This window comes from Microbacterium sp. LTA6 (genome assembly GCF_045690355.1).
Classification (GTDB): domain Bacteria; phylum Actinomycetota; class Actinomycetes; order Actinomycetales; family Microbacteriaceae; genus Microbacterium.
The window spans coordinates 997,912-1,010,815 of the sequence record NZ_CP147855.1; the positions used below are offsets into that span (position 1 = coordinate 997,912).

General features: G+C 68.4%; 13 protein-coding genes. 11 read left to right on the top strand and 2 right to left on the bottom strand.

Annotated features, from left to right (window positions below; all coding sequences use genetic code 11):
• The first annotated feature begins 4 nt into the window (after nt 1–4).
• The 3 genes from LTA6_RS04625 to LTA6_RS04635 are packed head-to-tail and all read left to right on the top strand — an operon-like array spanning nt 5 to nt 3,338.
• Entirely contained in the window at nt 5–2,041 is a 2,037-nt protein-coding gene (locus LTA6_RS04625) for a biotin carboxylase N-terminal domain-containing protein (RefSeq protein WP_407358746.1), read from the top strand.
• Nucleotides 2,038–2,544 (top strand): MaoC family dehydratase, encoded by a 507-nt coding sequence (locus LTA6_RS04630; RefSeq protein ID WP_407358747.1) that lies wholly within the window; start codon nt 2,038–2,040, stop codon nt 2,542–2,544. Before LTA6_RS04625 ends, LTA6_RS04630 begins: the two co-directional genes overlap by 4 nt.
• Complete coding sequence (locus LTA6_RS04635; protein WP_407358748.1) at nt 2,544–3,338, top strand: HpcH/HpaI aldolase/citrate lyase family protein; 795 nt, start codon at nt 2,544–2,546, stop codon at nt 3,336–3,338. The genes LTA6_RS04630 and LTA6_RS04635 overlap by 1 nt, the downstream gene beginning before the upstream one ends.
• Nucleotides 3,339–3,615: 277 nt before the next feature.
• Here LTA6_RS04635 and LTA6_RS04640 read toward each other — a convergent pair whose 3' ends face one another.
• Nucleotides 3,616–4,197 (bottom strand): TetR/AcrR family transcriptional regulator, encoded by a 582-nt coding sequence (locus LTA6_RS04640; RefSeq protein ID WP_341976376.1) that lies wholly within the window; start codon nt 4,195–4,197, stop codon nt 3,616–3,618.
• A 105-nt stretch (nt 4,198–4,302) separates the two neighbouring features.
• On the opposite strand from LTA6_RS04640, the gene LTA6_RS04645 reads away from it, so the two are divergent.
• From LTA6_RS04645 to LTA6_RS04675, 7 genes are all read left to right on the top strand, one after another.
• Nucleotides 4,303–5,460: an acyl-CoA dehydrogenase family protein gene (locus tag LTA6_RS04645; protein ID WP_363550527.1), complete on the top strand. Its 1,158-nt coding sequence runs from the start codon at nt 4,303–4,305 to the stop codon at nt 5,458–5,460.
• A gap of 22 nt (nt 5,461–5,482) precedes the next feature.
• Complete coding sequence (locus LTA6_RS04650) at nt 5,483–6,625, top strand: thiolase family protein (RefSeq protein WP_407358749.1); 1,143 nt, start codon at nt 5,483–5,485, stop codon at nt 6,623–6,625.
• A gap of 277 nt (nt 6,626–6,902) precedes the next feature.
• On the top strand, nt 6,903–7,130 hold the full coding sequence (locus LTA6_RS04655) for a hypothetical protein (protein ID WP_407358750.1): 228 nt from the start codon (nt 6,903–6,905) through the stop codon (nt 7,128–7,130).
• 61 nt (nt 7,131–7,191) lie between these two features.
• A complete protein-coding gene (locus LTA6_RS04660) occupies nt 7,192–7,965 on the top strand; it encodes a ribonuclease H (protein WP_407358751.1) in 774 nt (257 codons plus the stop codon).
• Nucleotides 7,966–8,156: 191 nt separating this feature from the next.
• On the top strand, nt 8,157–9,152 hold the full coding sequence (locus LTA6_RS04665) for an NADP-dependent oxidoreductase (RefSeq protein ID WP_407358752.1): 996 nt from the start codon (nt 8,157–8,159) through the stop codon (nt 9,150–9,152).
• A gap of 58 nt (nt 9,153–9,210) precedes the next feature.
• Nucleotides 9,211–10,071, top strand: coding sequence for an alpha/beta fold hydrolase (locus tag LTA6_RS04670; RefSeq protein WP_407358753.1), 861 nt, complete (start codon nt 9,211–9,213; stop codon nt 10,069–10,071).
• A gap of 93 nt (nt 10,072–10,164) precedes the next feature.
• Nucleotides 10,165–10,767 (top strand): TetR/AcrR family transcriptional regulator, encoded by a 603-nt coding sequence (locus LTA6_RS04675; protein WP_407358754.1) that lies wholly within the window; start codon nt 10,165–10,167, stop codon nt 10,765–10,767.
• 33 nt (nt 10,768–10,800) lie between these two features.
• Here the strand turns inward: LTA6_RS04675 and LTA6_RS04680 are convergent, their stop codons facing one another.
• On the bottom strand, nt 10,801–11,997 hold the full coding sequence (locus LTA6_RS04680; protein WP_407358755.1) for a sensor histidine kinase: 1,197 nt from the start codon (nt 11,995–11,997) through the stop codon (nt 10,801–10,803).
• A 241-nt stretch (nt 11,998–12,238) separates the two neighbouring features.
• Here LTA6_RS04680 and LTA6_RS04685 point away from each other — a divergent pair, with 241 nt between their 5' ends.
• Nucleotides 12,239–12,901, top strand: coding sequence for a response regulator transcription factor (locus LTA6_RS04685; protein ID WP_341976385.1), 663 nt, complete (start codon nt 12,239–12,241; stop codon nt 12,899–12,901).
• Nucleotides 12,902–12,904: the final 3 nt, after the last annotated feature.

Below are 12,904 nucleotides of genomic sequence, written 5' to 3' on the forward strand. Positions count from 1 at the left end.
TGAAGTGTTCGATACCGTCCTCATCGCCAATCGCGGCGAGATCGCCTGCCGCATCATCGCGACGCTGCGCCGTCTCGGCATCCGCTCGGTCGCCGTCTACAGCGATGCGGATGCCGGCGCTCGCCATGTCGCGCTGGCCGACGTCGCCATCCGGATCGGTCCGGCGCCTGCGGCGCAGAGCTACCTGAGCATCGACGCCGTGATCGCCGCCGCCCGCGAGACCGGGGCGCAGGCGATCCATCCTGGCTACGGCTTCCTCGCCGAGAACGCCGAGTTCGCGCAGTCGTGCGCCGATGCCGGCATCGTCTTCATCGGGCCGACGCCCGAGGCGATCCGCACAATGGGCGACAAGATCACCGCGAAGAACACGGTCTCCGCCCGCGATGTGCCGACCGTTCCCGGCATCGCGCGCGTCGGGCTAGCGGACGCCGATCTCACCGACGCGGCGCCGGGCATCGGCTACCCGCTGCTCATCAAGCCTTCGGCCGGCGGTGGCGGCAAGGGCATGCACGTCGTCTCCGAAGCCGGAGAACTGGCGGCGGCGATCGCCGCCGCGCGTCGTGAGGCACAGGCCAGCTTCGGCGACGACTCGCTGTTCCTGGAGCGTTACCTCACGACACCCCGGCACATCGAGGTGCAGGTGCTCGCCGACCGCCACGGCAATGTGATCCACCTCGGCGAGCGCGAGTGCTCGCTGCAGCGGCGCCATCAGAAGGTCATCGAAGAGGCGCCGTCGCCGCTGCTCGACGAGACGACCCGCGCCGCGATCGGCCTCGCCGCCTGCGAGACCGCCCGCAGTGTCGCCTACGAGGGCGCCGGCACGGTGGAGTTCATCGTCGAGGCGACCCGGCCGGACGAGTTCTTCTTCATGGAGATGAACACCCGGCTGCAGGTGGAGCATCCGGTCACCGAGCAGATCACCGGCATCGATCTCGTCGAGCAGCAGCTGCGCATCGCGGCGGGCGAGGTCCTGGCCATCGCCCAGGACGATGTCGTGCTGAACGGCCACAGCATCGAGGCGCGCGTCTACGCGGAGGACCCGACGGCGGGCTTCCTGCCCACCGGCGGTCACGTCGACCTGGTCTCGCATCCGGCCGGGCCCGGCATCCGGGTGGACACCGCCATCGACACCGGACTCGACGTCTCGATCGACTACGACCCGATGCTCGCCAAGGTCATCGCATGGGGCGCGACCCGCGATGAGGCCCGTCGTCGCCTGGTGCGCGCGCTCGATGAGACCGCTGTCTTCGGGTTCCCGGTGAACGTGGAGTTCATGCGCCTGCTGCTCGAGCTGCCCGAGGTGGTCGCCGGCGATCTCGACACCGGCCTGATCGCCCGACGGCTCGACGACATCGCGTTCACCGAAGCCGACGACCGGGTCTTCGCCGAGGCGGCACTGCTGCTCGACTCTGCGGCACCCGTCGGCGGTGACCCGTGGCGACGGCATGACGGCTGGCGCCTGGGGGATGCAGCGCCGCGGCGCTATGCGCTGCACTCCGGCGTGCACCGTCGCGTGGCCTTCGTGTCCGGATCGGGTACCGGACTCTCGGTGCGGGTCGAGCAAGTCGGCGACGAGCCTGCGGAGGACGCCGCCCCTGTCGCGGCCTCCGTCCGCCCCCGCGGCGACCACCGGTACACGATCGACATCGCCGGCGAGGCGCGCACGATCTCGGCGATGACGTCGACCGGTCGCGTCGCCGTCGCGCACGGCGGCGCGGTCTTCGACGTCGCCGTCGAGCGCCTCGCACACGGTGCCGGCGACGATGCGGCCAGCGGCCCCCAGCTCGATTCACCGATGCCGGGCACCGTCGTGCTGGTGTCGGTCGAGAACGGCGCGCACGTCGAGGAGGGCGACCAAGTGATCGTCGTCGAGGCCATGAAGATGGAGCACGTGCTGCGCGCCGGAGTCTCCGGCACCGTGTCGTTGCGCGCCGCTCAGGGCGATACCGTGTCGCGAGGGCAGACGCTCGCCGTCATCACCCCCGCGGCATCCGCCGATGCCGGTGACGCCGACGACAGTGACGAGAGGGAGCAGCGATGAGTGGCCAGCGCATCGAGCAGCGCGGACTCTACTTCGAGGAGTTCGAAGAGGGTTCGGTGTACCTGCACCGCCCTGGCCGCACGGTCACCGAGGCCGACAACGTTCTCTTCACGACGCTCACGATGAACACGCAGGCGCTGCATCTGGATGCCGCGTGGAGCGCCGGCACCGAGTTCGGCGAGCGCCTGGTGAACAGCATGTTCACCCTGGCGACCCTGGTCGGGCTCTCGGTGTCGCAGCTGACCATGGGCACGATCGTCGCGAACCTCGGCTTCAGCGACGTGTCGTTCCCCGCGCCCGTCCGCGTCGGCGACACCCTGTACGCCGAGACGCTAATCGTGTCGAAGCGGCGCTCGTCGTCGCGGCCCACCCAGGGCATCGTGCAGTTTGCGCACACCATGCGCAACCAGGACGGCACGGTCGTCGCCGTCGCGACCAGGTCGACGCTGATGCAGTGCCTGCCCGCGGCATCCGAGGCCGAGCCGGCATCCGAGGAGTCCTGATGAACGGTCCCGCTCTCCTGTTCTGCCCCGGCGACCGCGGCGACCGGTACGAGAAGGCGCTCGCAGCGGCCGACTCGGTCATCCTCGACCTCGAAGACGCCGTGGCGCCCGACGACAAGCCCGCCGCGCGGGAGCAGGTGGCGGCATCCGCTCTCGATCCCGCCCGTGTGATCGTGCGGGTGAATCCGGCGACCACCGCCGAGCATCCGCTCGACCTCGAGGCGCTGGCCCGCACCGAGTACCGCACCGTGATGCTCGCCAAGACCGAGAGCACGACCGACCTCGATGCTCTGCACGCCGGCGGCTACCGGGTGCTCGCGCTCTGCGAGACGGCGACCGGCGTCGAGCGCGCGGGCGAAATCGCAGCGCACCCGGCCGTGATCGGCCTGATGTGGGGCGCGGAAGACCTGATCGCGAGCATGGGCGGGCGCTCGAGCCGCTACGACGACGGCCGCTACCGCGATGTCGCCCGCTACGCGCGTTCACGGGTGCTCATCGCCGCGAAGGCCGCAGGGAAGCTCGCCTTCGACGCAGTCCACGTCGACATCGCGGACACCGCTGGTCTTCAAGACGAGGTGTCGGATGCCGCCGCCAGCGGCTTCGACGCCACGGCCTGCATCCACCCGTCGCAGGCCGCCGTCATCCGCGCCGGATTCGCCGCGACGCCGGAAGAGGCCGCATGGGCCGAACGCGTGCTCGCCGAGGCCGCTGTGCAGCCCGGGGTGTTCCGCTTCGAGGGGAAGATGGTCGACGAGCCCGTGCTGCGCCAGGCCCGCGCCATCCTCGGGCGTTAGTCCCGCGCTCACCTGCCTGCCTGCAATCTCGCAGAACAGCAGCAATCTCGCAGGCATCCGCCGAATCTCTGCGAAGTTCGCGCAGATCTGCGAAGTTCGTGTCGCGCCGAGCCAACAGGGGACGCAGATTGTCGCTTCCCATCGGACGACGCGGCAATGTGCGACCCCTCCCGCGCGATGAGCGCCGCCCGAAGCCAGCAGGGGACGCAGATTGCCGCTTCCGGTCGCGTGAGGCGGCAATGCGCGGCCCCTCCCGAGGAGAGAGAGCCCAGAGACCTCAGGACGCGGCGAGCACCCGGAGCGCCGACGACGCGAGGATGTCACGCACGTCGTCAGACTCGGCGTTGTCGGGGTTGTGCGAGGTCGAGTTGAGCAGGCCGAAGACCGCGTGCATGACGATCTGCAGGTGCGCGGTCGGTACGGCGGGGCGGATGCGGCTGACGACGTCGACCCAGAGGTTGAGGTACTGGCGCTGCAGCATCCGCACGCGCCGGTTCGCCTCGTCGGGAAGAGTGCCGAGCTCGCGATCCTGCACGCGGATGATGTCGCGATGCGCGAGCGCGAACTCGAGGTGGAAGTCGACCAGGTCGCGCAGCAGCGCCTCGTCGGAGTCGTGCGGCTTCTCGACGATGTCTTTGCCCCCTTGCAGGAGGTACTCGCTGATGCCGAGCAGGATCTCCTCGAGCATCGCCTCCTTGCTCGGGAAGTGCCGGTAGAGCGCCGGTCCGCTGACGCCGATCGCCGCCCCGAGTTCACCGATGGAGACGGCGTGGAATCCGCGCTCGGCGAAGAGCCGCGCGGCGGCATCGAGGAACCGCCGACGCGTCCGCGCCTTCCCCGTTGCTCGCGCCGTTGCCATCACGTCCTGATGCTACCGCCCCCTGGACATTCCGGTAAACGATCGATAACCTATATTTCAGTTATCGATCGTTTACCAAGCGCGCCCGAGGGAAAGTGGGTCCCCATGTCCGAGTCGCTGCAGTCCGAGCTTCCCGACGAGTACCGCCAGCTGTCGGCCGCCGTGCGCGACTTCACGAACGAGGTCGTCGCTCCCGTCTCTGCGAAGCACGACCGGGAGCACTCATTCCCCTACGAGGTGGTGGCCGGGATGGCCGAGATGGGCCTGTTCGGTCTGCCGTTCCCCGAGGAGTACGGCGGCATGGGTGGCGATTACTTCGCCCTCTGCCTCGCCCTCGAAGAGATCGCGAAGGTCGACCAGAGCGTGGCGATCACCCTCGAGGCCGGCGTCTCGCTCGGTGCGATGCCGGTGTACCGCTTCGGCACCGAGGAGCAGAAGCAGCAATGGCTCCCCCAGCTCGCCTCGGGTGAGGCGCTCGGCGCCTTCGGTCTGACCGAACCGGATGCCGGCAGCGACGCCAGCGGCACCCGCACCACCGCGAAGGAAGACGGCGACGAGTGGGTGATCAACGGCAGCAAGCAGTTCATCACGAACTCCGGCACCGACATCACCTCTCTCATCACACTCACCGCGGTCACCGGCGAGACGGCCAAGGGCAAGGAGATCTCCACGTTCCTGGTTCCCGCCGGCACCCCGGGGCTGACGGTCGCGCCGCCCTACGACAAGGTCGGCTGGAACGCCTCCGACACGCACGGCCTCGCCTTCGACGACCTGCGGATCCCGAGCGAGAACCTCCTCGGCGAGCGCGGCCGCGGCTACGCGAACTTCCTGCGCATCCTCGACGAGGGGCGCATCGCGATCGCCGCGCTCGCGGTCGGGGCGGCACAGGGATGCGTCGACGAGAGCGTCCGCTATGCGAAGGAGCGCCACGCCTTCGGCACGAACATCGGCAGCCACCAGGCGATCGCCTTCAAGATCGCTCGGATGGAGGCGCGCGCCCACGTCGCCCGTCGTGCCTACTACCAGGCGGCTGCTCTGCTGCTGGCCGGCAAGCCGTTCAAGCAGGAGGCGGCGATCGCGAAGCTCGTCGCGAGCGAGGCCGCGATGGACAACTCCCGCGACGCGACGCAGATCTTCGGCGGCAACGGCTTCATGAACGAGTACCCGGTCGCTCGGCACTACCGCGACTCGAAGATCCTCGAGATCGGCGAGGGCACGACCGAGGTCCAGCTGATGCTGATCGCGCGCGGCCTCGGACTCTGAACGGGCGAGTAGGCTCGCCCCCATGAGCACGAATGACGCGGTCATCGTCGCCGCGAAACGTACCGCGGTCGGCGTCGGCAAGCCCGAGAAGGGCGCCCTGTCCGGCATCCATTCGGTCGATCTCTCCACCTACCCGATCCGCGCGGTCCTCGCCGAGACCGGGATCGATCCGGCACTGATCGACGACGTCGTCTGGGGGTGCGTGTCGCAGGTCGGCGAGCAGTCCTTCAACGTCGGGCGCAACGCCGTGCTCGCGGCCGGGCTTCCGGAGTCGGTGCCGGGCCGAACGGTCGATCGACAGTGCGGATCCTCACAGCAGGCGATCCAGGATGCCGCGGCATCGCTCATCGCCGGGTACGCCGACGTCGTGATCGCCGGCGGCGTCGAGGTGATGTCTCGTACGCCGATGTTCTCCAGCACCGGCGGCCTCGACCCCTTCGGCACGCTCATGCACGAGCGGTACCCGAACCTGGGGAATCAGGGCGTCGGCGCCGAGCTGATCGCCGCGAAGTGGGGGCTCAGCCGCACCGATCTCGACAGCATCGCGGTCGAGTCGCATGCGCGGGCGGCGGATGCCGTGCAGCGCGGACTCTTCGCAGAGGAGATCGTTCCGGTCGGTGACGTGGTGACGGATCAGGGCATCCGCCCCGGCAGCACGCTCGAGAAACTGGCGACGCTGCCGAGCCCCTTCATCGAGAATGGTCTCGTGACGGCGGGCAACGCCTCGCAGATCTCCGACGGCGCGGCGGCCGTGCTCATGATGACGAGCGCGAAGGCCGCGTCTCTGGGGCTGACGCCGATCGCCCGGGTGCACAGCGTCGCCGTGGTCGGGTCGGACCCGATCATGATGCTGACCGGTCCGATCGCGGCGACCGCGAAGGTGCTGCAACGGGCCGGGCTCTCGGTCGACGACATCGGAGCGTTCGAGGTGAACGAGGCGTTCGCGTCCGTGCTCGGCGCGTGGCTGCAGGAAACCGGCGCGGACCCGGCGAAGGTCAATCCGCGCGGCGGGGCGATCGCGCTGGGGCATCCGCTCGGAGCATCCGGGGCACGACTCACCACGACGCTGCTGCACCACATGCGCGCGAACGGCATCCGCTACGGACTGCAAACGATGTGCGAGGGCGGCGGCATGGCCAACGCCACCATCTACGAACTGCTCTGAGTCAGCGGCCGGCGCAGCGACGGTCGCAGATGGTCGTCTCTCGGCGAATGATGCGACCAAGTACGTCCTCTCCCGGTGCGCTTCCTCCATGCGCGGGTCGCAGATGGTCGCCTCTCGACCGCCGACGCGACCAAGTACGTCCCCTCACGGCGCGCACCCTCCACACGAGGGTCGCAGATGGTCACCACTGGGCGAACGATGCGACCAGGTGCGTCCCCTGACGGTGCCGGCGCGGGAGTTCGGCCCCGCAAAGTCGCCGACGGCGCACAATGGACTCATGGGACTGTTCCAGAACCGACCGGAAGAACAAGAGAATGTGTGGGCCGGCCTGCCCGCGGAGCCGCGCGGCGACGAGGACCAGGTCGACACGCTCTCGACCTCGTCGGTCGACCCTCTGACCGTGGGGCTCGGCGCCTCGGTCAGCTCGATCGTGTTCCCCGTCGCGCCGCCAGCGCCGGAGGCGGTCGTGATCGAGGATGCCGAGCCGAAGGACCCCGAGGCCTGAGCCCAAGGCTCGCTCCCGCGACGCGCCGGAGCACCCACCCGGCCACCGTTACGGTGGAGGGATGACGATCACCGCCGCCGCAGACGGCTCCGCCCTGGGCAATCCGGGCCCTAACGGCTGGGCCTGGTACATCGACGACGCGAACTGGGCGGCCGGCGGATCGCCGCACGGCACGAACAATCAGGGCGAGCTGCAGGCCGTCCTCGAACTGCTGCGGGCGACGGCGGGCAGCGATGAGAAGCTCGTGATCGAGTGCGACAGCCGCTACGTGATCGACTCGGTGACCAAATGGATGCCGGGCTGGAAGCGTCGCGGATGGCGCAAGGCCGATGGCGGCCCGGTGCTCAACCGCGAGCTGATCGAGGGTATCGACGAGGCGATGCGCGGGCGCGACATCCGTTTCGAGTGGGTGAAGGGGCATGCCGGGCACCCGCTGAACGAGGCCGCCGATGAGCGGGCGAACGCCGCCGCGAAGGCGTATCAGCAGAAGCAGGAGCCGCGCCGTGGACCCGGGTTCGTCGGCGCCGGAGGCGCGGGTGCTGCGGTCGCGGCATCGGCACCCGTCGCAGCCGGGGCAGCCACCGCACGAGCGGATGCCGAGACTTCGGCCGATCGCGGCGCCGCCTCCGGGCAGCACCCCGCAGCATCCGCATCGGTTGCGGCAGCAGCACCGCTCTGGGCGGAGATGTCCGATCTCCTCGACGGCCTCGATGCCCCCCTGGCGGATCCGATCGAGTTGCGCCTCACACTTTCCGGCCCCGAGCACGCCCGCCTGCAGGATCGCGCTGCCGCCCAGGGCGTCTCCCTCGAAGAGGCACTGCGCCGCCTGATCTGAGCCTCGGGTTCACCCCGAGCACACCCTCGTCACCACGGGCACCGTCGGCGACCCCTTCGGCGCGCCCGGAAAGCCGACGGCATCCGATGGGCAGGCGCCCCTTCTTGACAAGATAACTGAGTTGACTCATAATTGAGTTCACTCGTTATCTTGAGAGAACCCGCATCCGCGGAGCCGAAGGAGCATCAGTCATGAGAGCGTTCATCCTCTCGAAGTACAAGACCCCACTGCGTGAGGCGGATGTGCCGGAACCCGTCGTCGGCGAGCACGACATTCTCGTTCGAGTGCAGGCCGCCGGGCTCAACCCGCTCGACGAGAAGATCCGCCTGGGTGAGTTCACGGCGATCCTGCCCTACCGGCTTCCGATCACTCTCGGCCATGATGTGGCCGGCGTCGTCATTCGAGTGGGTGCCGCCGTCCGCCGGTTCACGCCCGGCGACGAGGTCTATGCGAGGCCCCGCGACGGGCGCATCGGAGGCTTCGCCGAACGGATCGCCATCCACGAAGACGATGCCGCGCTCAAGCCGGCATCGATCACCATGGACGAGGCCGGCTCACTGCCCCTGGTCGCACTCACCGCATGGCAGGCGCTGGTCGAGCTCGGCGACGTGCACGCCGGCCAGAAGGTGCTCGTGCATGCCGGGGCGGGCGGCGTCGGCTCCATCGCGATCCAGCTCGCGAAGCATCTGGGTGCGTACGTGGCGACCACGGCCAGCGCGTCGAACGCGTCGTTCGTCCGGGAACTCGGCGCCGACCGGGTCATCGACTATCGCAGTGAGGACTTCGAGCAGGCACTCAGCGGCTATGACCTCGTCATCGACAGCCTCGGCGGCGAGAACCTCGAGAAGTCGCTCCGCGTCCTGCGCGCAGGCGGAAAAGCCATCAGCATCGCCGGACCGCCCACCCCCGAGTTCGCCAGAGCATCCGGACTCAACCCGGTGCTGCGGATCGCCGTCGCCGGATTGAGCAGCAAGATCCGGAAGCAGGCGAAGCGACTCGGCATCAGCTATCAGTTCCTGTTCATGCGCGCGAGCGGCGATCAACTGCGCGAGATCACGGCACTCATCGACGGCGGCGTCATCCGTCCCGTCGTCGGACGCGTCTTCCCCTTCGACGAGACCGTCCAGGGCCTCGAGTCCTTGACGGCCGGCGGCATCCGCGGCAAGGCCGTGATCAGCAACCCCTGATCGCGCGCTCGTCTGCTGTGCCCGCACCCGCACCATCCCACGAACAAGGAGCACCATCATGAACAGCACCTCGAACGAACCCGTCATCACGTCGTACGCGCAGGCTCCGGCGAAGACCATCACCGCCGGAGGCGTCACCTACGCCTACCGCGAGCTCGGCCCGAAGGGCGGCATCCCCGTCGTGTTCTTCGTCCACCTCGCCGCGACCCTCGACAACTGGGATCCCCGGATCATCGACCCCATCGCCGCACACCGGCACGTCATCACCTTCGACCAGCGCGGCGTCGGCGCCTCGAGCGGCACGGTGCCGAGCACGCTGGAGGCGGTAGCCGACGATGCCTACGCGTTCATCACGGCGTTGGGCTACGACACGATCGACGTGTTCTCGTTCTCGATGGGCGGCATGATCGCTCAGGATCTCGTCATCAAGCATCCGAATCTGGTGCGAAGGCTGATCCTGACCGGCACCGGCCCTCGGGGTGGCAAGGACATGGACAAGGTCGTCCGCACAACGTACGGGGATATCGTCCGGGCGACGCTGACCCGCTCGGATCCGAAGGAGTTCCTCTTCTTCAACCGCGATACCGCGGGCAAGCGTGCCGGCAAGGCGTTCGTCCAGCGTCTCTCCGAGCGCGCGGTGGATCGGGATGCGGCGATCGGCACGAAGGCATTCCAGACTCAGCTCAAGGCGATCCAGCGTTTCGGTCGCTCGGCTCCCTCCGATCTGTCGCGGATCACGCAGCCGACGCTCATCGCCAACGGCGACAACGACCGGATGGTCCCCTCGGTGCTGTCCGAGGATCTGCACCGGCGCATCGCCGGTTCCGAACTCGTCATCTATCCGAATTCCGGCCACGGCGGCATCTTCCAGTACCACGAGCAGTTCGCGCCGACCGCGGTCGAGTTCCTCACACGCTGACTTGCCGAGCCCACGGCCGAGAGCCGAGTTCGGCCTGCCCGACTGCCGTGGGAGAATCGTCAGACGCCATCGATATCGTTCTTGAGGACACCAATGACTGTCGACACTCCCGCACTGGGTCGGCGCGAGCGCAACAAGCTCGACAAGCTCGAGCGCATTACCGCGGCGGCGAGCGAACTCTTCGCGGACCGCGGGGTCGACGATGTCACGACGCAGGAGATCGCCGACCGGGCCGACATCGGCACCGGAACACTCTTCCTCTACGCGAAGACGAAGGGCGAGCTCCTGCTGCTCGTGCAGAACTCGATGTACGCCGCGGCGCTCGAGCAGGGTCGCACCGATGCCGCGGCCACGCAGACCGTGCATGACGGCGCCCTGGCCGTCATCCGTCCGGTCGTCGAGTGCAACCGCAAGCAGATCGACAATGGACGCACCTACCTCCGCGAGATGATCTTCGGCGATCCGGAGGAACCGCACCACAGCCAGGCGCTCGACCTCACGAAACAGACCGAGGAGCTCCTCGCCGAGGTCATCGCGCGCGATGGACAGGTGACCCCCGAAGCGGCTCGCACCCTCGCCCATATCGTCTCGGCGATCATGTTCGTCAGCATGGCTGCGACTGTCAACGCCGAGCGTTCGGTCGACGAGATCGTCGAAGAGATCGCGGTGCAGATCCGCGAGATCCTGCCGGGTTGACAGAATCCGGCCGGCCGCGCGAACCGCTCGACCTCAGCGCTGCGGCAGGGTCGCGACCACGGACCAGACTCCCTCGGCGGCGCCGGCATGGAAGCTCCCCCCGAGGAGCGCCGCACGTTCCCTGAGTCGCGCGAGCCCGAACCCGGACGACGAGAGGGAGGACGTACCCGGGCGATGCGGACTGTTCACGACGCGCAACGTCACGGCGTCGCGGGGGAACGTCAGCAGCAGCGCGACGGTGCGCGGCGACGCCGAGTGCTTGACGATGTTCAGGACTGCCTCCCGCGCCACCCGCGCCAGTGCTGCGTCGATGCTCTTCGCGAGCGCGGGTCCATCGGTGATCTCGACCACGACGTCGTCGCCGAGGGCGCGCAGCTCTCCTTCCAGTTCCCCGAGAACCGTGCGGATATCGGCCGTCGCGGCGCGGGAGGGTTCCGGGACATCGGTACTGCCGTGGATCAGATGGAGGATGCGCCTGGTGTCGGCGAGGGCCTGCCCTGCGGCATCCGAGATCGCCCGCTGCGAGGCGGAACGCACCGAAGCGTCGTCCGAGCGCTCGAGCACCCGGGCGTGCATGGCGACGATGGCGATGTCGTGAGCGATCACGTCGTGCAGTTCGTCAGCGATGCGATTCCGCTCGGCCTGCAGTTCGAGAGCGAGCCGCTCGGTCTGCGAGTCGAGCTCCCGTCGCAGGGAGTAGTTGCGGTCGACGACCATCCGGATACCCCGGCCGATAACCGCCGACGACAGGGCGATGACGAACACCGTGAGCACGCCACCCGTGCGGAGCCCTGGGGGTATCACTGCGACGGCGACGATCCAGGCAAGACCTGTCGCGCAGAACGCGAACGAGAGTCCGACGCTGCAGGTGAAGAGAACGAGTCCGACGCCTGCTGAGAGCGCCGTGAGATAGCTCCCGCCTTCCCCCGCTGCCACGGCCACGAAGCCAGAGAAGAGAAGGGCAGCTGCCGAGACCGGCGGACACCACGCCATCAGCAGCAGACTGAATGTGACCAGCAACGACGACGTGAACGACAGCGCTCCTCCGCCCAGCTCCCCCGACGCGCGCAGCAACGCCTCGATCGCCGCAGTCACCGCGACGAGGATGACCAGCACGACCCGCACCGAGCGTGCCAGCGGGACGAACCTCCAGAAGTCGACGCGGAGCGCCGTTCCCGGTCGCAACAGCGCGACCGGGCGGTCTTCGCTCAGTAGCAGATCCGCAGCCACTGGCAGATGACTGGCCACATCTGGTTCTTGGCGGGGACGATGAAGATCACGGTACGCTCCTTCGGGTGTTCCGATAGCCGACCGGTCCGGTCCGCCATGCATGATCCTGGCATGGAGCCGGCGCCGCCCGATTCATCCTTTCGACGCATTCTCGCCCGCAACCGGTCCACTGCGGCGCCCGGTCGGCCCCTGGGGACTTCTCCCCATGTGTTCTCGTCAACCCGTTGCCTAAACTGTGCACGTGCGTGACGTCCGTGTACTCATCGTCGATGACGAAGCTCTCGTCCGTCGCGCGCTCACGATCTTCGTCGACACTGCCCCGAGCATGCACGTGGTCGGCGAGGCGCAGGACGGACCGTCCGCCGTCGCCCGGTGCCTCGAACTGCAGCCGGATGTGGTGCTGATGGACCTCCGGATGCCGGGAGGAGACGGCTTGACCGCTATCCGGCAGCTCGGCGAGCAGGTACCGGGGACACGGGTGATCGCCGTGACCACGTACAGCTCGGATGACGCGGTGATCGAGGCGCTGAACGCCGGCGCCGTCGGTTTCCTCGTCAAGGACACCGAGCCCGATCAGATCGTGTCGGCGATCCGGAACGCCCAAGAGGGTGGCTACGTGCTCTCGCCCTCTGTCGCGCAGGAGCTGGTTCGCTCCGTATCGAAGCACGCCGCGGTGCGGGCGTCGCTTCCACTGAGCGCCTCGGAAACGGTCTCGCAGCGCGAGCAGAATGTCATCCAGCTGCTCGCAGACGGCATGTCCAACGCCGAGATCGCCCAGCAGCTCTTCCTGTCGGAGGCGACGGTCAAGTCGCACCTGCGTCGCATCATGACGAAATGGAACGTGCGCGATCGCGTGCAGGTGCTCGTCAAGGCCGCCAAAGCCGGCCTCGTCGACATCTCCTGACGT

Coding starts and splice junctions, on each gene's coding strand:
- LTA6_RS04630 (WP_407358747.1), top strand. CDS start 2,038: ATGAGTGGCCAGCGCATCGAGCAGCGCGGACTCTACTTCGAGGAGTTC.
- LTA6_RS04635 (WP_407358748.1), top strand. CDS start 2,544: ATGAACGGTCCCGCTCTCCTGTTCTGCCCCGGCGACCGCGGCGACCGG.
- LTA6_RS04640 (WP_341976376.1), bottom strand. CDS start 4,197: ATGGCAACGGCGCGAGCAACGGGGAAGGCGCGGACGCGTCGGCGGTTC.
- LTA6_RS04645 (WP_363550527.1), top strand. CDS start 4,303: ATGTCCGAGTCGCTGCAGTCCGAGCTTCCCGACGAGTACCGCCAGCTG.
- LTA6_RS04650 (WP_407358749.1), top strand. CDS start 5,483: ATGAGCACGAATGACGCGGTCATCGTCGCCGCGAAACGTACCGCGGTC.
- LTA6_RS04655 (WP_407358750.1), top strand. CDS start 6,903: ATGGGACTGTTCCAGAACCGACCGGAAGAACAAGAGAATGTGTGGGCC.
- LTA6_RS04660 (WP_407358751.1), top strand. CDS start 7,192: ATGACGATCACCGCCGCCGCAGACGGCTCCGCCCTGGGCAATCCGGGC.
- LTA6_RS04665 (WP_407358752.1), top strand. CDS start 8,157: ATGAGAGCGTTCATCCTCTCGAAGTACAAGACCCCACTGCGTGAGGCG.
- LTA6_RS04670 (WP_407358753.1), top strand. CDS start 9,211: ATGAACAGCACCTCGAACGAACCCGTCATCACGTCGTACGCGCAGGCT.
- LTA6_RS04675 (WP_407358754.1), top strand. CDS start 10,165: ATGACTGTCGACACTCCCGCACTGGGTCGGCGCGAGCGCAACAAGCTC.